This is a genomic window from Inquilinus sp., assembly GCF_039594555.1.
Classification (GTDB): domain Bacteria; phylum Pseudomonadota; class Alphaproteobacteria; order DSM-16000; family Inquilinaceae; genus Inquilinus.
The window spans coordinates 13216-30018 of sequence record NZ_JBCNNF010000029.1 but is presented as its reverse complement, the minus strand read 5'-3'; the positions used below and the strand labels follow the sequence as shown (position 1 = coordinate 30018).

At 69.6% G+C, this 16803-nt stretch carries 21 protein-coding genes; 11 read left to right on the top strand and 10 right to left on the bottom strand.

The genetic code is table 11. The features are described 5' to 3' along the window. On the top strand, window positions 1-1055 hold a 1055-nt coding region (locus tag ABDW35_RS05300; protein ID WP_343712812.1), incomplete at its 5' end, for an HlyD family secretion protein. Beyond that, window positions 1052-2662, top strand: coding sequence for a DHA2 family efflux MFS transporter permease subunit (locus tag ABDW35_RS05295; RefSeq protein WP_343712811.1), 1611 nt, complete (start codon window positions 1052-1054; stop codon window positions 2660-2662). The genes ABDW35_RS05300 and ABDW35_RS05295, both read left to right, overlap by 4 nt. A 15-nt stretch (window positions 2663-2677) precedes the next feature. Here ABDW35_RS05295 and ABDW35_RS05290 read toward each other — a convergent pair whose 3' ends face one another. Further along, window positions 2678-3124 (bottom strand): hypothetical protein, encoded by a 447-nt coding sequence (locus ABDW35_RS05290; protein ID WP_343712810.1) that lies wholly within the window; start codon window positions 3122-3124, stop codon window positions 2678-2680. Between the two features lie 81 nt (window positions 3125-3205). Next, window positions 3206-4462 (bottom strand): transcription termination factor Rho, encoded by a 1257-nt coding sequence (gene rho / locus ABDW35_RS05285; RefSeq protein WP_343712809.1) that lies wholly within the window; start codon window positions 4460-4462, stop codon window positions 3206-3208. A gap of 273 nt (window positions 4463-4735) precedes the next feature. On the opposite strand from rho, the gene ABDW35_RS05280 reads away from it, so the two are divergent. Then, window positions 4736-5164: a hypothetical protein gene (locus ABDW35_RS05280; protein ID WP_343712808.1), complete on the top strand. Its 429-nt coding sequence runs from the start codon at window positions 4736-4738 to the stop codon at window positions 5162-5164. Window positions 5165-5172: 8 nt separating this feature from the next. Here ABDW35_RS05280 and hemJ read toward each other — a convergent pair whose 3' ends face one another. Genes hemJ through hemE form a run of 3 tightly spaced genes read right to left on the bottom strand, consistent with a single transcriptional unit; the run spans window position 5173 to window position 7752 of the window. Next, on the bottom strand, window positions 5173-5610 hold the full coding sequence (hemJ, locus tag ABDW35_RS05275; protein WP_343712807.1) for a protoporphyrinogen oxidase HemJ: 438 nt from the start codon (window positions 5608-5610) through the stop codon (window positions 5173-5175). A 34-nt stretch (window positions 5611-5644) separates the two neighbouring features. After that, window positions 5645-6682, bottom strand: a complete 1038-nt coding sequence (gene hemH, locus ABDW35_RS05270; RefSeq protein WP_343712806.1) for a ferrochelatase — start codon at window positions 6680-6682, stop codon at window positions 5645-5647. Beyond that, window positions 6679-7752, bottom strand: coding sequence for a uroporphyrinogen decarboxylase (gene hemE, locus ABDW35_RS05265; RefSeq protein WP_343712805.1), 1074 nt, complete (start codon window positions 7750-7752; stop codon window positions 6679-6681). Before hemE ends, hemH begins: the two co-directional genes overlap by 4 nt. A 367-nt stretch (window positions 7753-8119) precedes the next feature. On the opposite strand from hemE, the gene ABDW35_RS05260 reads away from it, so the two are divergent. The 5 genes from ABDW35_RS05260 to dnaQ are packed head-to-tail and all read left to right on the top strand — an operon-like array spanning window position 8120 to window position 11707. After that, entirely contained in the window at window positions 8120-8953 is an 834-nt protein-coding gene (locus tag ABDW35_RS05260) for a pyruvate, water dikinase regulatory protein (protein ID WP_343712804.1), read from the top strand. 13 nt (window positions 8954-8966) lie between these two features. Beyond that, the gene (locus tag ABDW35_RS05255) at window positions 8967-9563 is read left to right on the top strand and encodes a Maf family protein (RefSeq protein ID WP_343712803.1); all 597 of its coding nucleotides are present in this window, start codon (window positions 8967-8969) and stop codon (window positions 9561-9563) included. Continuing rightward, on the top strand, window positions 9560-10402 hold the full coding sequence (locus tag ABDW35_RS05250; RefSeq protein WP_343712802.1) for a shikimate dehydrogenase: 843 nt from the start codon (window positions 9560-9562) through the stop codon (window positions 10400-10402). The genes ABDW35_RS05255 and ABDW35_RS05250 overlap by 4 nt, the downstream gene beginning before the upstream one ends. A 1-nt stretch (window position 10403) precedes the next feature. Next, the gene (gene coaE / locus ABDW35_RS05245; protein WP_343712801.1) at window positions 10404-11030 is read left to right on the top strand and encodes a dephospho-CoA kinase; all 627 of its coding nucleotides are present in this window, start codon (window positions 10404-10406) and stop codon (window positions 11028-11030) included. Beyond that, entirely contained in the window at window positions 11030-11707 is a 678-nt protein-coding gene (dnaQ, locus tag ABDW35_RS05240) for a DNA polymerase III subunit epsilon (RefSeq protein ID WP_343712800.1), read from the top strand. Before coaE ends, dnaQ begins: the two co-directional genes overlap by 1 nt. Window positions 11708-11778: 71 nt before the next feature. Here the strand turns inward: dnaQ and secB are convergent, their stop codons facing one another. Together secB and ABDW35_RS05230 are read right to left on the bottom strand one after the other, a co-directional pair. Beyond that, the gene (gene secB, locus ABDW35_RS05235; RefSeq protein ID WP_343712799.1) at window positions 11779-12276 is read right to left on the bottom strand and encodes a protein-export chaperone SecB; all 498 of its coding nucleotides are present in this window, start codon (window positions 12274-12276) and stop codon (window positions 11779-11781) included. 95 nt (window positions 12277-12371) lie between these two features. Next, entirely contained in the window at window positions 12372-12902 is a 531-nt protein-coding gene (locus tag ABDW35_RS05230; RefSeq protein ID WP_343712798.1) for an FxsA family protein, read from the bottom strand. 203 nt (window positions 12903-13105) lie between these two features. Here ABDW35_RS05230 and ABDW35_RS05225 point away from each other — a divergent pair, with 203 nt between their 5' ends. Continuing rightward, entirely contained in the window at window positions 13106-13771 is a 666-nt protein-coding gene (locus ABDW35_RS05225) for a Tim44/TimA family putative adaptor protein (RefSeq protein WP_343712797.1), read from the top strand. A 277-nt stretch (window positions 13772-14048) separates the two neighbouring features. After that, a complete protein-coding gene (locus tag ABDW35_RS05220; protein WP_343712796.1) occupies window positions 14049-14423 on the top strand; it encodes a Smr/MutS family protein in 375 nt (124 codons plus the stop codon). A gap of 4 nt (window positions 14424-14427) precedes the next feature. On the opposite strand, the gene ABDW35_RS05215 is transcribed toward ABDW35_RS05220, so the two are convergent. The 3 genes from ABDW35_RS05215 to ABDW35_RS05205 form a co-directional block, all read right to left on the bottom strand. Continuing rightward, the gene (locus ABDW35_RS05215; RefSeq protein WP_343712795.1) at window positions 14428-14817 is read right to left on the bottom strand and encodes a type II toxin-antitoxin system VapC family toxin; all 390 of its coding nucleotides are present in this window, start codon (window positions 14815-14817) and stop codon (window positions 14428-14430) included. Beyond that, on the bottom strand, window positions 14814-15065 hold the full coding sequence (locus ABDW35_RS05210) for an AbrB/MazE/SpoVT family DNA-binding domain-containing protein (RefSeq protein ID WP_343712794.1): 252 nt from the start codon (window positions 15063-15065) through the stop codon (window positions 14814-14816). The genes ABDW35_RS05215 and ABDW35_RS05210 overlap by 4 nt, the downstream gene beginning before the upstream one ends. Window positions 15066-15137: 72 nt before the next feature. Next, complete coding sequence (locus ABDW35_RS05205; RefSeq protein WP_343712793.1) at window positions 15138-16052, bottom strand: LysR substrate-binding domain-containing protein; 915 nt, start codon at window positions 16050-16052, stop codon at window positions 15138-15140. A gap of 85 nt (window positions 16053-16137) precedes the next feature. Here ABDW35_RS05205 and ABDW35_RS05200 point away from each other — a divergent pair, with 85 nt between their 5' ends. Continuing rightward, window positions 16138-16794: an NAD(P)H-dependent oxidoreductase gene (locus ABDW35_RS05200; protein ID WP_343712792.1), complete on the top strand. Its 657-nt coding sequence runs from the start codon at window positions 16138-16140 to the stop codon at window positions 16792-16794. Window positions 16795-16803 lie beyond the last annotated feature (9 nt).

The window sequence follows — 16803 nt, the reverse complement described above, 5'->3', positions numbered from 1 at the left end:
CCGCCATCGCCGCCGCGGGCTATTTCGGCTATCGCTGGTGGACCGTCGACCGCTTTTTCCAGACCACCGACAACGCCTATGTGCGGAGCGACACCACCACGCTCAGCCCGCAGGTCGAAGGCGCGGCGACGGCGGTGCTGGTCACCGACAACCAGATGGTCAAGGCAGGCGACCCGCTGGTCCGGATCGACGACCGCGACTATCGCGCCCAGCTGGCCCAGGCGAAGGCGGAGCTGTCGGCCCAGCAGGCGACCCTGGCCTCGATCGAGCAGCAGCTGGCGCTGCAGGATTCGATGATCGCCCAGGCCAAATCCAGCGTCGACCAGGCGGCCGCGACCCTGACCCAGACCGGCAACGACCTGGAGCGGGCGCGCCGGCTGTGGGAGACCCGCAACGGCAGCCAGCAGGCCTTCGAGACCGCGGGTACGGAGCACAAACGCGCCGACGCCGCCCTGGCCAGCGCCCAGGCGGCGCTGACCAACCAGCAGGGCCAGACGGCGATCCTGCAGGCGTCGCAGCGCCAGGCCCAGGCGCAGATCGAGAAGCTGACCGCCGCGGTCGACCTGGCCCAGATCAGCCTCGACCGCACCGAGATCCGCGCCCCGGTCGACGGCGTCGTCGGCAACAAGGGGGTCGAGGTCGGCCAGTATGTCCGGCCCGGCACGCAGCTCCTGTCTATCGTGCCGCTGCCCAAGGTCTACGTCGTCGCCAACTTCAAGGAGACGCAGCTGGCCGCGATGCGCGTCGGCCAGACCGTGACGCTGTCGGTCGACGCCTTCCCGGGCCAGAGCCTGACCGGCAAGGTCGAGAGCTTCGCCCCGGCCAGCGGTGCCGAGTTCAGCCTGCTGCCGCCGGAGAACGCGACAGGCAACTTCACCAAGATCGTGCAGCGCGTGCCGGTGCGCATCGCGGTGCCGGCCGACAACCAGCTCAGCGGCCTGCTGCGCCCCGGCCTGTCGGTCGGCGTCGCGGTCGACACGCGGGAGGAGGGCACGGGCCCGCTGCTGGCCAGCGGCATCTTCGGTGCCGCCATGGCCGCCGAGTTCAACCGGTGAGCAGCACCACCGCCGACGCGCTGCCCGCCAGCGCGCCGGCCCCCGCCCCGGCCGCGCCGCAGCGGGCCGGCGCCGGGACGCGGGAGACGATCGGGTTCTTCACCATGGTCGTCGGCATGTTCATGGCGATCCTGGACATCCAGATCGTCTCCAGCTCGATCAGCGAGATCCAGGCGGGGCTCGCCGCCAGCCCGGACGAAATCAGCTGGGTGCAGACCGCCTATCTGATCGCCGAGGTGGTGATGATCCCGCTCTCGGGGTTCCTCTCCCGCCTGCTGTCGACCCGCATCCTCTACGTCATCTCGGCGGCCAGCTTCACCCTCTCCAGCCTGGCCTGCGCCGTGGCCTGGAACATCGAATCGATGATCGTGTTCCGGGCGCTGCAGGGCTTCCTGGGCGGGGCGATGATCCCGACCGTCTTCGCCGCCTCCTTCATCCTGTTCCCGCCGCAGCGCCGCGCCGGCATCTCGGTGCTGATCGGGCTGGTCGCGACCATGGCGCCGACCATCGGCCCGACCCTGGGCGGCTACCTGACCCAGGCCTTCTCCTGGCACTGGCTGTTCCTGATCAACATCATCCCCGGCATCCTGGTCACCACCGGCGTGTGGTTCCTGGTGAAATTCGACAAGCCGAATCTCGAGCTGCTCAAGGGCTTCGACTTCGCCGGCCTGGCGCTGATGGCGATGTTCCTCGGCAGCCTCGAATACGTGTTCGAGGAAGGGCCGCGCTGGGACTGGTTCGAGGACCAGTCGATCTTCACCTTCGCCGTGATCGGCACCCTGGCCGGGATGGGCTTCTTCGCCCGGGTGCTGACCGCTCGCAACCCGATCGTCGACCTGCGCGCCTTCCGCGACCGCAACTTTTCCCTCGGCTGCCTGTACAGCCTGGTCATCGGCGTCGGGCTCTATGGCGCGGTCTATATCGTGCCCCTGTTCCTCGCCCGGGTGCGCGGCCTGAACAGCCTGCAGATCGGCGAGATCATGTTCGTCACCGGCGTGTTCCAGTTCATCTCGGCGCCGTTGGCCGGCATGCTGTCGAAGAAGCTGGACCTGCGGCTGATGCTGGGCATCGGCCTCGTCGCCTTCGGCACCGGCATCTATCTGATGACCTGGATCACCGCCGATTGGAGCTTCTGGGAGCTGTTCTGGCCGCAGGCGGTCCGCGGCGTGTCGCTGATGCTGCTGTTCCTGCCGATCAACACCCTGGCGCTCGGCACCCTGCCGCCGGACAAGATCAAGAACGCCTCCGGCCTCTACAACCTGATGCGCAATCTCGGCGGTGCGTTCGGCCTGGCCGGCATCAACACGGTGATGATCGACCGGGCGCGGCTGCACACCTCCCGCATCGCCGACCACATCACCCTGACCAACCCGCATGTGCAGGCCACGGTCGACAATTTCAGCCAGATGTTCACCGCGTCCGGCCTCGGCAACCCGGACCTCGCCGCGGTGAAGACGCTGAACAACATGGTGCTGAAGCAGTCGCAGGTGCTGACCTTCGCCGACTGCTTCCTGCTGATGGCGCTGCTGTTCTATGCCGGGCTGCTGCTGATGCCGCTGCTGCGCGCACCCAAGCCCATGGGCGGCGGGGGCGGCGGCGGGCACTGAGACGGCGGCCGGGCCTCAGACCGGCGGCAGCGTCGCCCCGTTCCGGGCATAGACCTGTGCGATCCGACAGCTCAGCGGGTCATACTGGACCACGATCGCGCCCGGCTGGCCGGGCTGTTTGACCCAGGCCTGGCGCGCCGCCAGGCTGTACTCGGTCGGAGAGCCGGGTGTGAACGGCGCGATCTCGATGCTGGAGATACCGCCCGCCGTAAGGTGATAGGCCGCGAGCGCGCCGGCGACGCGGCCGGAACAGGCGTCGTTTCCCATCTGATTGCGAACCTTCTCGGCCAGCGCCGGATCGGGCGTCGCCGAGGGCGGCACCAGGCCGGCACAGCCCGACAGGGCCAGGACAAGGGCGAGGCTGGAACGAGGCTTGGCCATGCTAACCACCGCGCTGGTTGTGCCCGGCAAATTGGGGCAGCGGCGCCTCCGGTCAAGCGGGCCGGGGCGCAGCGCTGCCATGAAGCAGCGCTGCCATGAAACGGAAAGGGCCGCCGGTCCTACGACCGGCGGCCCTTCCGTCATCCCTGGCGGGACGCCGCGTTACTGGTTCATGCTCTCGAAGAAGTCCGCATTCGACTTGCTGTGCTTCAGCTTGTCCATCAGGAACTCCATCGCATCCGTCGGGCCCATCGGCATCAGGATGCGGCGCAGCACCCACATCTTCGACATGGTGCCCTTGTCGACCAGCAGCTCTTCCTTGCGGGTGCCGGACTTTCCGATGTCAATCGACGGGAAGGTGCGGCGGTCGGACAGCTTGCGGTCGAGGATGATCTCAGAGTTGCCGGTGCCTTTGAACTCTTCGAAGATCACCTCGTCCATCCGGCTGCCGGTGTCGATCAGCGCGGTGGCGATGATGGTCAGGCTGCCGCCTTCCTCGATGTTGCGGGCGGCGCCGAAGAAGCGCTTCGGCCGCTGCAGGGCGTTGGCGTCGACACCGCCGGTCAGCACCTTGCCGGAGGACGGCACCACGGTGTTGTAGGCGCGCGCCAGGCGGGTGATGGAGTCGAGCAGGATGACGACATCCTTCTTGTGCTCGACCAGGCGCTTGGCCTTCTCGATCACCATCTCGGCCACCTGGACGTGGCGCGTCGCCGGCTCGTCGAAGGTGGAGGAGATGACTTCGCCCTTCACCGACCGGTCCATGTCGGTCACTTCTTCGGGCCGCTCATCGATCAGCAGCACGATCAGGAAGGCTTCCGGGTGGTTCTCGGCGATCGAGTTGGCGATGTTCTGCAGCATCACCGTCTTGCCGGTGCGCGGCGGCGCCACGATCAGGGCGCGCTGGCCCTTGCCGAGGGGCGAGACCAGATCGATGATCCGGCCGGTCACGTTCTTCTTGGTCGGGTCGATCAGCTCCATCCGCAGCGCTTCGTCGGGATAGAGCGGGGTCAGGTTGTCGAAGGTGACCCGGTGCCGGACGTTGTCCGGCTCCTCGAAATTGATCTTGTTGACCTTGGTGAGCGCGAAATAGTGCTCGTTGTCCTTCGGGGCGCGGATCTCGCCCTCGATGGTGTCGCCGGTGCGCACGCCGAAGCGGCGGATCTGCTGCGGCGACACGTAGATGTCGTCCGGACCCGGCAGGTAATTCGATTCCGGGGAGCGCAGGAAGCCGAAGCCGTCGGACAGGACTTCGAGCACACCGGATCCAAAAATGGCGACGTCGTTTTCAGCCAGCTGCTTGAGGATGGCGAACATCATGTCCTGCTTGCGCAGCATGCTCGCGTTTTCGACCTCAAGCTCTTCGGCATAGGCGAGAAGCTCGCTGGGAGTCTTCTCTTTCAGTTCTTGCAGATGCATGGGGACCCTGGATGGGCGTGGACAGAGCGCCGGCGGCGCGGCGTCTTCGGATTGGTCTCTCGCTGGAAGCCTCGGTCCGCGGCACGAAGGGCTCGACCGCGCCGGCGCTTCGAATGAGCTCCGGAAGACCGCTGAGAACAGCAGATGGTTATCGAATGACCTGCCGCAAGTCAATCGTGCTGCCGCGTCCGGCGGCATATTGCGCCGCCCCGGCGAAAGCGGGAGGATTTGTCAGGGGAGACGACATAGTCGATTCATTTTCAGGAGGGGGATATGGCGAGGACCGGGATCCTGCTGGTGCTGGCCGCCGGCCTATGGCTGGCTGGTTGCAACACGTCGCAACCAGCGCTCAACAAGCAGACGGTTTTCATACACCAGGTGGGACATGCCGGCTGGGACGCGGAAGCGACCGCGAACCGCTGCCGGATCCCGTTCAAGCGGCCCGGCGACTACGTCCCAGCCACCGGCACGGGTGAGCGGGTGGAGACGGCCATCGTCTTCCAGGGCAGCCTCATAGAGAGGACCGGCATCGCCGCCGAATACGCCTATATCTCGCGCCACCTGCCAGGCTGGGAGATCTGCGGTCAAGCCCTCCTGACCCCCGGGGGCCGGATCTACGACCAAGTGGAACTAACCAACGCCGCCGGGCAGCATAAGTCGATCTTCTTCGACATCACCAACTGGTTCGGCAGGATCTCCTGACCGGCCGCTCAGAACGGCCGGACGATCACCATGACCAGGATGATGAACAGCAGCAGCGCCGGCACCTCGTTGACGATGCGGTAGAAGCGCTCGCTGTGGGGGCTGCTGCCTTCCGCGAAGCCGCGGCGCCAGCGGATGCACATGTGGTGCAGCACGGTCAGGATGACAACCCCCGTCAGCTTCACATGCAGCCAGCCCTCGGCGAAGAAGGTCCAGTCGGTCAGCCACAGCATGGTGATGCCGAACACCCAGGTCAGCACCGCCGACGGCAGCATGATGCCGCGCATCAGCCGCCGCTCCATCACCCCGAAGCGCTCATATTCCGGCGTCCCGGGCGTGGTCTGCGAGTGATAGACGAACAGCCGCGGCAGATAGAGCATCCCGGCCATCCAGGAGATCACGAAGAAGACGTGGAGCGCCTTGATCCAGGGGTAGAGAGCCGCCATTCGATCCTCGCTGTCCGGCCTGACCGATCGTCGCTCAAGCCGCTTTGCTGGGGCATCCGGAGAACGCCGCCGGGCAGATCCGGCCGCCATCGCCCGCCTCGCAGGCCACGCCGCGACGGTGGGCGGCCCGCACCAGGTCGGCCAGGCCGGCGATGAAGCCGTCCTCGGCGCCGACGGTGGGCACCCGCAGGTAGCACGGCGCGCCCGATTCGTCAGCCAGCCTGCGATATTCGATGTCGAGCTCGACCAGCGTCTCGGAATGCTCGGAGACGAAGGCGATCGGCACCACCACGATCGGACGCTTCTCCAGCGCCGCCTCATGGATCACCGCTTCGGTCGACGGCTCGATCCATTTCAGCCGGCCGACCCGGCTCTGATAGGTCGACACCCAGTCGAGGTCGGCGATGCCGGAGGCCTCGGCCAGGGCCGCGGCGGTGCGCTCGCACTGCCACTGATAGGGGTCGCCGGCCTTGACGATCTTCTCCGGCAGGCCGTGGGCGGAGAACAGGACGCGCGGCCGGCCGTACCGAGCCGCCTCCTCATGCGCCGTCCGCAGCCCGGCGGCCATGGCGGCGATGAAGCGGCTCTCGGTCGGGTAGCAGCACACCATCCGCGTCGGCACGTCCAGCTTGGCGATCTTGCAGGCGTCGCGCCACACCCGCACCGACGATGCGGTCGTGGTGGTCGAGAACTGCGGATACAGCGGCAGCAGGATCACCTCGTCCGGCGCGAAATCCTTCACCAGCATCGCCGTCTCCTGGCTCATCGGATGCCAGTAGCGCATGGCGATGAAGGCCTTCACCTCGCCCAGATCGGCCAGCTGCGCCTCCAGCGCCCGGGCCTGCGCCTCGGTGTTCGGCAGCAGCGGCGAGCCGCCGCCGATCTCGGCATAGATGTCCTTGGCCAGGTTCGTCCGCTTCCTGGCGATGGCCCAGGCCAGGATCACCCGCGCCGGGTTCGGGATGCGGATGATCGCCGGGTCGGCGAACAGGTTGAACAGGAAGGGCCGGATCGCGTCCGGATTGTCGGGGCCGCCCAGGTTGAACAGGACGACGGCGATGCGCCGGCTCATGCCCCGTCCCCGCGCAGGTGGCGGACCAGGGCGGCGACATGCTCGGGCGGCGTCTTCTGCAGCACGCCGTGGCCGAGATTGAACAAGAAGGGGCCGTGGCCGAGGGCACCCGTGATCGCGTCGGCGGCCCGCAGCATCGCCTCGCCGCCGGTCAGCACCAGGACCGGGTCCAGATTGCCCTGCACCGCGGCTTTGGGCTGCAGCGCGCGGGCGGCCCAGGCCGGCGGCACGGTGGTGTCAAGCCCGACCGCATCGACCCCGGTGGCGGCGAGGTAGCGCTCGTAGAGCAGCCCGGCGCCGCGCGGGAAGCCGATGATCGGCACGCCCGGAGCCCCTGCCCGCACGGTGTCGACGATGCGTTTGGTCGGGGCAATCACCCAGCGCTCGAACTCCGCCTCCGGCAGCACCCCGGCCCAGCTGTCGAACAGCTGCACCGCCTCGGCGCCCGCCTGGATCTGGCGCAGCAAATAGGCGCTGGTGGCCTCGACCAGCAGGTCGATCAGCCGGCCGAAGGTCTCCGGCTCGCCATAGGCCAGCCGCTTGACCACGCCGTATTCCTTGCTGCCGCCGCCCTCGACCATATAGGTCGCGACCGTCCAGGGCGCGCCCGCGAAGCCGATCAGCGCGGTCTCGGGCGGCAGGGCCGCCGCCACCCGTCCCACGGTCTCGTAGACCGGCCCCAGCACCTCGTGCAGCCGGGCGGCGGACAGCCGGGCGATGCCGGCCGCGTCGGTCACCGGCTCCAGCTTCGGGCCCTCGCCCTCGACATAGTCCAGCGCCTGGCCCAGCGCATGCGGCACCACCAGGATGTCCGAGAACAGGATCGCCGCGTCCAGCCCGTAGCGGCGGATCGGCTGCAGCGTCACCTCGGCGGCCAGCTCCGGGTTGTAGCAGAGGTCCAGGAAGCTGCCGGCCCGGGCCCGGACGGCACGGTATTCGGGCAGGTAGCGGCCGGCCTGGCGCATCAGCCAGACCGGCGGGCGGGCCAGAGTCTCCCCGGCCAAGGCGCGCAGGAACGGCTTCGCCGGCGTCGCGGACGGCTCTTCCCGGCTCTGCCCATCCCTAATCATGAAAAGGAATCCTTAGTTTATGAGGATGTTGTGAATCCCTGTGGATAACGGGGATTGTGACTCTTCCCCAATCCATCCACAGGGTTTTGCCTGCCGGCGCGCCCCTCCCTGTGGAAAGCGGGGAAGACGCGCCCGACTCGCTACACCCTCGCCATCGCCCCTGTCCATAACGGGCGGGAGGACTCGGGGTCGCATCGTCGGGCTTCGCCGCCGCCCTGTCGAGGCCGGGAGTCTCGTCCCCAGCCGCATGGAAGAGTCGACGACTCACCCGCGGTGCGGGGGCCAATCGCGTCAAGCCTTGCGAATCCGGCATTCATCCCGAATTTGCCCACAGACAATCCCCATGCCTCCGGGATACAAGGAAGCTATGGCGCAGACGAAGACGTTCCACCTACATCTCGTTTCGGATTCGACCGGCGACACCATTCATAGCGTCGCCCGGGCCTGCCTCGCGCAGTTCGAGGGGGCGGAGCCGATCGAGCATTTCTGGAACCTGGTGCGGACCAACCGCCAGCTCGACATGGTGGTGGAGGAGATCCGCGACCATCCGGGCGTCGTCGTCTTCACCCTGGTCGATGACGGGCTGCGCCATCGGCTGATGGATGTCTGCGGCACGCTCGGCGTGCCCTGCATCTCGGTGCTCGATCCGATCATGGGGGCGCTGGCGCAGCAGCTCGGCATGGCCGGGCATGGCCGGCCGGGCCGCCAGCACGCGATGGACGCCGCCTATTTCCACCGCATCGAGGCGATGGACTACGCGCTGGCGCATGATGACGGCCATCTGACAGGCGATTTTCATCAGGCCGATGTCATCCTGGTCGGCGTGTCGCGCACCTCGAAGACCCCGACCTGCCTCTATCTGGCGAACCGCGGGGTGAAGGCGGCGAACGTCCCCTTCGTCCCCGGCCTGCCGCTGCCGGAGGATCTGCACCGGGTCAGCCGGCCGCTGATCGTCGGGCTGACCAAGGATCCGGAGCGGCTGATCCAGCTGCGCCGCAACCGCATGCAGATGCTGAACCAGGCCCAGACCACCGACTATGTCGACCCCGAGCAGGTGCGGTCGGAGGTGGCGGAGGCCCGGCGCTACTTCGCCAAGCATCGCTGGCCGGTGCTGGACGTGACCCGCCGAGCCATCGAGGAGACGGCGGCCGAGATCCTGTCGCTGCTGGCCCGGCGCGGGCGCAGCGCCGGCATTCCCTGATGGAGCCGCGGCCGTGACCCGGGTGATCCTCGCCTCCGGCAGCGCCACGCGGCGGGCCATGCTGGCCGCCGCCGGCGTCGCCGTCATCCCCAGCCCGGCCGCGGTCGACGAGGCCGAGGTCAAGGCGTCGATGCGGGCCGAAGGCGCATCCCCCGCCGATGTCGCCGAGGCGCTGGCGGTGCTGAAGGCGCAGCGCGTCTCGCGCCGCTTCCCCGGCGACTTGGTGATCGGCGCCGACCAGATGCTGGATTGCGACGGGGTCTGGTACGACAAGCCGGCCGACCGGGCGGCGGCGCGCGACCAGCTTCTGGCCCTGCGCGGCCGCACCCACACTCTGACCTCATCCGCGGTGGCGGTGCGCGACGGCCAGCGGGTGTGGCACGCGACCGACCGGGCGAAGCTGACCATGCGGTCCTTCAGCCACGTCTTCCTCGAAACCTATCTCGACGCCGCCGGCGAGGCGGTGCTGTCCTCGGTCGGCGCCTATCAGCTCGAAGGGCTCGGGGCGCAGCTCTTCGCCAGGGTCGAGGGCGACCATTTCACCGTGCTCGGCCTGCCGCTGCTGCCGCTGCTCGGCTTCCTGCGCGACCATGGGGTGCTGCCGTCGTGACCTTGACCGCGAAGGGCCGCCTGGCCGGGGTGATCGGCTGGCCGGTCGGGCATTCCCGTTCGCCGCAGCTGCACGGCCACTGGCTGGCCCGCTACGGCATCGACGGCGCCTATGTGCCGATGGCGGTGGCGCCTGAGCGGCTGGAGGCGGCGTTGCGCGGCCTCGCCGCCCTGGGCTTCCGCGGCTGCAACGTCACCGTGCCGCACAAGGAGGCGGCGATGGCGCTGGTCGACGAGCTCGACCCGCTGGCCCGGCGCATCGCCGCGGTGAACACCATCGTGGTGCGCGAGGATGGCCGCCTGTTCGGCACCAACACCGACGGCTTCGGCTTCCTGGCCAATCTTCAGGCCGGCGCACCCGGATGGTCGGCTGGCCGCGGCCCGGCGGTGGTGATCGGCGCCGGCGGCGCGGCGCGGGCGGTGATCGTCGCCCTGACCGATGCCGGCGCGCCGGAGATCCGCCTGGCCAACCGCACCCGGTCGCGAGCGGAGACATTGGCGGCGGAGCTCGGCGGCCCTATCACCGTGATCGACTGGGCCGACCGCGTCGCGGCGCTGAGCGGCGCCGCCCTGCTGGTCAACACCACGACCGAGGGCATGGTCGGCCGGCCACCGCTGGACCTGGTGCTGGACGCGCTGCCGACGGACGCGCTGGTCAACGACATCGTCTATGTGCCGCTGGAGACGCCGCTGCTGGCCGCAGCAAGGGCCCGCGGCAACCCGGTGGTCGACGGCGTCGGCATGCTGCTGCACCAGGCACGGCCGGGCTTCGAGGCCTGGTTCGGGGTGGCGCCGATGGTCGATGCCGCGCTGCGGTCCGCGGTGCTCGGAGCCGGCTGAGATGCGGATCCTGGGCCTGACCGGCTCGATCGGCATGGGCAAGTCGACGGCGGCGGCGATGTTCCGGCGCGACGGCATCGCCGTGCATGACGCCGACGCCGCGGTGCACGACTTGCTGCGCCGGGGCGGCGCCGCGGTGCCGGCGGTGGCGAAGGCGTTCCCGGAGGCGGTGCGCGACGGCGCGGTCGACCGCAAGGCGCTGGGCGCGCTGGTGTTCGGCAGGCCGGAGGCGCTGCGGCGGCTCGAGGCGATCCTGCACCCGCTGGTGCGCCGCCGCATGCGCCGCTTCCTGCAGCAGGCGGGGCGGCGCGGCGACCCGCTGGTGGTGCTGGACATCCCGCTGCTGTTGGAGACCGGGGGCGAGCGCTTCTGCGACGCCGTCGCCGTGGTCAGCGCGCCGCGCCTGCTGCAGGCGCAGCGGGTGCTGGCCCGGCCGGGGATGACGAAAGAGAAATTCGCCGCCATCCTGGCGGCGCAGATGCCCGACCGCGAGAAGCGTCGGCGGGCGGATTGGGTGGTGCCGACCGGCCTCGGCCGCCGGCCGACGCGGCTGGCCCTGCGGGCGCTGCAGCGGCAGGCGCTGGCCCGGCCGGGTCGGCGCTGGCGGCCCTCACTGAAGGTGGCGTGATGCGCGAGATCGTCCTGGACACCGAAACCACCGGCTTCCACGCGCTGGGCGGCGACCGCCTGGTCGAGATCGGCGGGGTCGAGATGATCAACCACGTCCCGACCGGCCGGCACTTCCACAAATACATCAATCCGGAGCGGCTGGTGCCGATGGAGGCGCAGCGGGTGCACGGGCTGACCGACGAGTTCCTGGCGGACAAGCCGGTCTTCGCCGAGGTGGCGGGGGATTTCCTTGATTTCGTCGGCGATGCGCAGTTGGTGATCCACAACGCCGAATTCGACATGAGCTTCCTGAATGCGGAGCTCGGCCGGCTCGGCCTGCCGCCGATCCCGATGGCGCGGGCGACCGACACGCTGGCGCTGGCCCGGCGGCGCTGGCCCGGCGCCCAGGCCACGCTCGACGCGTTGTGCCGCCGCTTCGGCATCGACAATTCCGGCCGCACGCTGCACGGGGCGCTGCTCGACGCCCAACTGCTGGCCGAGGTCTGGCTGGAGATGTGCGGCGGCCGCGAGCCGGGCTTGGCCATCACCGCCACGGTCGAGGTCACCGAGACCACGGTGGTGGTCGAGCGCATCGCCCGCCCGCCCCGGCCGCATGCGCCGACGGCGGAGGAACTGGCCGCCCATCTCGCCTTCATCAAGGGCCTGACCGACCCGATCTGGCTGAAGGAAGGGTGAAGGCGGGCAAGAAAAAGCCCCGCCGAAGCGGGGCTTGGTCTCTGCCGTAAAATCGGCCGTGAAAACCGGCCTCAGTTCACGCTGGGCTGGCCCTCGGCCTCGGAGCGGGCGCGCAGGGCGGCCAGCTGGCGGCGGAACAGCTCGGTGAAGTCGATCGGCTGGATCAGCAGCGGCGGGAAGCCGCCGTTGCGGGTCGCCTCGGCGATCACCGACCGGGCGAACGGGAACAGCAGGCGCGGCGCCTCGATCAGCAGCAGCGGCGCCGTCTGCTCCTTGGTCACGTTGGCCAGGGTGACCACGCCGCCATAGCTCAGCTCGCACAGGAAGGTGGCGGCGTCGCCGGTCTTGGCCTCGGCCTTGATGTGCAGCACCACCTCGAAGGCGTTCTCGGCCAGCTGCTGGGTGCGGACGTCGACATTGACCGTGACCTGCGGCGGCGTCGTCTGCTGGGTCAGGCTGCGCGGCGCGTTCGGATTCTCGAAGGACAGGTCCTTGACGTATTGCGCCGAGATCTGCAGCGAGGGCTGCAGCTGCTGCTCGGCATCCGGCTGCTGGTTGTCGTCCGACATGAAAAGTCTCCCCTGGAACTACGGCTGTGCTGGCCGGCGAAAAGTCGGGTCTCGCTAGCACGGAACCCGTGGCGGCCACAACCGGGGTCGACCGGTCAGGGCCGGCCCGGCGCGTCGCCCTCGTCCTTGCCGCGCCAGCGCGATTCCTCGATCCGCGGCAGCGACGGATCGGCGCCGCCGTCGGGCTTCACCTCGGTGTAGTCGGCATCGATCACCGGGCCGCCGCCTGGGCCGCGCCCCTGGGGGCCGCCGGGCCAGACGGTGAAGCCGCCGCGCCGCTTGGCCTGCACGCCCAGCCAGCGGATCAGCGCGCGCCGGACCGGCGGCAGCAGCAGCGGCAGCGCCATCAGGTCGCTGAGGAAGCCGGGGAAGATCAGCAGCAGCGCGGCCAGCACCAGCAGGGCGGCATGGGCCACCGGCTCGGCCGGCGGCTCGCCGCGGGCCAGGGCCGCCTGCATCTCGCGCAGCGCCCGCATCCCCTGGCGCTTCAGCAGCAGCGTGCCGATCACGCCGATGGCGATGAACAGCAGCAGGGTGGCGAGCACGCCGATCCAGCGCCCAACCACGATGAACACCGTTATCTCGGCCAGGACCGGGACAAGAAGCAGCAGGGCGAGGAGGGGCATCGGTTTCCCTTGCCGTTTGGGGGTCGGCAGCCTATCTGTCGGGGGCAGGCGTCGTTCCTGACCGCGCATCCTGGCCCGAACGGTTGTCCGCCGAGCATTCGCTTCATCCGGACGGGCCGACCAAGAGGTAGTGTCGCGCGGCTCCCGGGTCCAGAGCGATGCATTCGGCGCCGGCACGGGCGCGCGGCCAAGTGAAGGGAGCGATGGGCGAAGGCTCTTTCCTCGATATCCTGGTTCTGGCGGTGATCGCCGGCTTCCTGATCCTGCGGCTGCGCAGCGTGCTCGGCCGGCGCACGGGGACGGAGCAGCGGCGGCCGAACCCGATCGCCCAGCAGCCGGCGCGGCCCGAGCCCCGCTCTCCCGACAATGTCGTGAGCATGCCGGAGCGGCCGCGCGCCAACGGCAATGGCGATTCCACTCCGGCCAGCGGCCTGACCCAGATCAAGATCGCCGATCGCAGCTTCAGCGAGAGCAGCTTCATCGGCGGCGCCCGCGCCGCCTTCAAGATGATCGTCGAGGCCTTCGCCCGCGGCGACACGGCGACGCTCCGCCCACTCCTGTCCGACGAGCTGTATGACGAGTTCAGCGGCGCCATCCGCGACCGCCTGGCCGCCGGCCATGTGCTGGAGGAGACGGTGGAATCGGTCGACCGCGCCGACATCATCGACGCCCGGATGGACGGCCGCACCGCCTTCGTCACCGTGCGCCTGACCTCACGCCAGAAGAGCGTGACCCGCGACGCCGAAGGCAAGGTGATCGAAGGCAGCCCGGACCAGACGGTCGAGGTCACCGACATCTGGACCTTCGCCCGCAACACTCGTGCCACCGACCCGAACTGGGCGCTGGTCGAGACCCGCGAATCCCACTGACCCGCCGATGCTGTCGCTCCTGACCCGTCCGGCCCGGCCCCGTCCGGGCCGCGGCCGTTCGGCCGAGGATGCCGACCGCTGACCCGGCATGGCCAAGACCCGAAAACCCAGCGAGGAAGAGCGCCGCCTCTGGCGTCTCGTGATGCAGGACGTCGTGCCGCTGCGGCCGCGCGACCCTGCCTCCCCGCCGCCGCCTCCTGAACCCGCTCCGCCGGCTCCCCCGCCCCGGCCCGCGCCGCCCGGTCCGCGGGCTGCGCCGGCCGCGCCGAAGCCGCCCGTGGTGCCGGCGGCGCCGAAGCGGCTGCGCTCCGGCGACCTGACCGGCATCGACGGCCACCGCGCCGACCGGCTGCGCCGCGGCAAGGAGGGGATCGAGGGCCGGCTGGACCTGCACGGCATGCGCCAGGTCGAGGCGCATGACGCGCTGATCGGCTTCGTCGCCGCGGCCCAGCGGGCGGGCAAGAAGACGCTGCTGGTGATCACCGGCAAGGGCAGTTTCTCGAACGGCGACAGCGTGCTGCGCCAGAACGTGCCGGTATGGCTGAACGAGGCGCCGCTTCGCGGCAAGATCCTGGCCATCACCCCGGCCCATCCCCGCGATGGCGGCTCCGGCGCGCTCTACATCATCCTCAAGCGCCAGCGCGAGGGGTAGAGCCTCAGCGAATCAGGTCGATGGTGACGCCCGCCGCGCCGGCGATGCCGCGCCAGGGCCGATCAGCCGTGACCGCTGGCACCCCCAGCCGCTTTGCCAGGGCCAGGCAAGCCCGGTCACCCAACGACAGACCTGCCGACCGTGTCAGCGGCAGCAACATGCCTGCCGCGTAAGCCAGATCGTCATCGAAGGGGACGCGCTCCATCGGTAATGGCCCAAGCACCGACCGGACATCCACCTCCGCAACCCCGTTACGTGCGTAGTGACCGACAACCTCGGACAGATTGACCGTCGTGACCGCTGCATCCGCCAGTACCGCCTTGACCTTGTCGGCACCCGGCTCCCCGCGTAGGAGGGCGAGAATGGCGGAGGCGTCAAGAACGGCCGCTGTCATTCTTTCGCGGCCTCGCGCCGCCGCTCGGCTAAGAAGGCGTCGACCGAGGCCTCCGGCCCGTCGCCCAACAGCCGCCGCGTCAGCGCCTGAGCCTGGGCAATGACTTCATCCAGGGTCCGGATCCGGATATCGCGGCCATCGAGCTCGACTACGACGTCGCCGCCATGCTCAAGGCCGACGGCTCGACGCATATCAGCCGGAATGCTCAACCGACCGGACTCCGAGACTTTGGCTTTAACTGCACCCATGGTGTGAACTCAAAGCATGCCACATAGCTGAAATATGGCGTGGATCGTCATAGGCAGCAAGATGGGCTTGTTTCAAAGGTTCCGGCCCGCCAGCCCAAACTCCGCCAGGACCCACTCCCTGACGGCGGCCACGGCCTCGTTCTCAGGACCGGGGCCCCGGACTAGGTGGAAGCCCATGCCCTCGATCGCCGGGCCGAAGGGCTGCACCAGCGTGCCGGCCGCCATCTCCGCCGCCACCAGGGTCAGGCTCAGCAGGCCGACGCCGAGGCCGGCGGCCACCGCCTGGATGGCGTGGCTCTCATCGGTGCAGTGCAGGGCGGAGGCGCCAACCTCCGGCAGCCCGGCGGCGGCGAACCAGCGCGGCCAGGATGGGCGGTCGGGATGCGGCACGCGCCATTCGAAATGCACCAGCCGGTGCCGCGCCAGCTGTTCCGGCGCGGTGAGGCCGAGGGAGGGATGCGCCACCGGCGCCAGCCGGTCGGTGCCCAGCAGCTCGGACCGCAGCCCGGGATACACGCCGCTGCCATAGCGGATGGCCAGGTCGGCGGTGCCGGCGGCCAGGTCCACCGGCTCGTCCGCCGCCAGCAGGCGCAGCGTGACGTCCGGCCGCCGCTCCTGGAACGACGCGACGCGCGGCACCAGCAGGCGGGCGGTGAAGGCCCGGGTCGCGGTCAGGGTCACGGTGCTGGGCGGGGCCTTGGCCGACAGCCCGTCGATGGTACGGGCGAAGGCGTCGAAGCCGTCGCGCAGCACCGGGTACAGGCGCTGCGCCGCCTCGGTCATCACCACCTGCCGGGTCCGCCGCTCGAACAGCCGCAGCCCCATCGTCTCCTCCAGCAGCCGGATCTGGTGGCTGATCGCGGTCGGGGTCACCAGCAGCTCCTCCGCCGCGCGCTTGAAGCTGAGATGGCGGGCCGCGGCCTCGAAGGCGCGCAGGGTGGCAAGCGGGGGCAGGCGGCGCATGGCGATCACAACGGATGAATTCACCTCATCCATAAGATGAGGGATTCGCCTTTGTCCGCAAGCCGCAAAGCGCACATCTCCTGGGGCAGAGATCTTCTGGAGCTCAGCCATGACCACGATCCTGCACATCGATGCCAGCGCCCGGCTCGGCCGCTCGCACACCCGCCGCCTGTCGGGCCGCTTCATCGAGGCCTGGCTGGCCCGGCGGCCGCACGACACGGTGATCTGCCGCGATGTCGGGCTGGAGCCGCCGCCGCCGGTGACCGAGGCCTGGATCGCCGCCGCCTTCACGAAGCCGGAGCGGCGGACGCCCGAGATGCGCGCGGCACTGGCGGCCAGCGACGCTCTGGTGGACGAGCTGGAGCGCGCCGACCTGATCGTCGCCGGGGTGCCGATGTACAATTTCGGGATGCCGGCCCAGATGAAGGCCTGGGTCGACAATATCGTCCGGGTCGGCCGCACCTTCGGGTTCGATCGCAGCCGTCCGGGCGAGCCCTACTGGCCGATGCTGTCCGGCAAGCGTCTGGTGACGCTCGGCGCCCGCGGCGACTGGGGCTACGGCCCCGGGGAACGCATCGCCGGCCTCAACCATGTCGAGCCGCATCTGCAGACGGTGTTCCGCTACATCGGCATCACCGACGCGGTGTCGATCGCCGCGGAGTACGACGAGTTCGCAGACGAGCGGATCCGGCAGTCGCTGCAGGCGGCGGAGGCCGAGATCGACCGGCTGGTGGCGCGGATGACCGAGGAGGCCGTGGCTGCCTAACCCGTATTG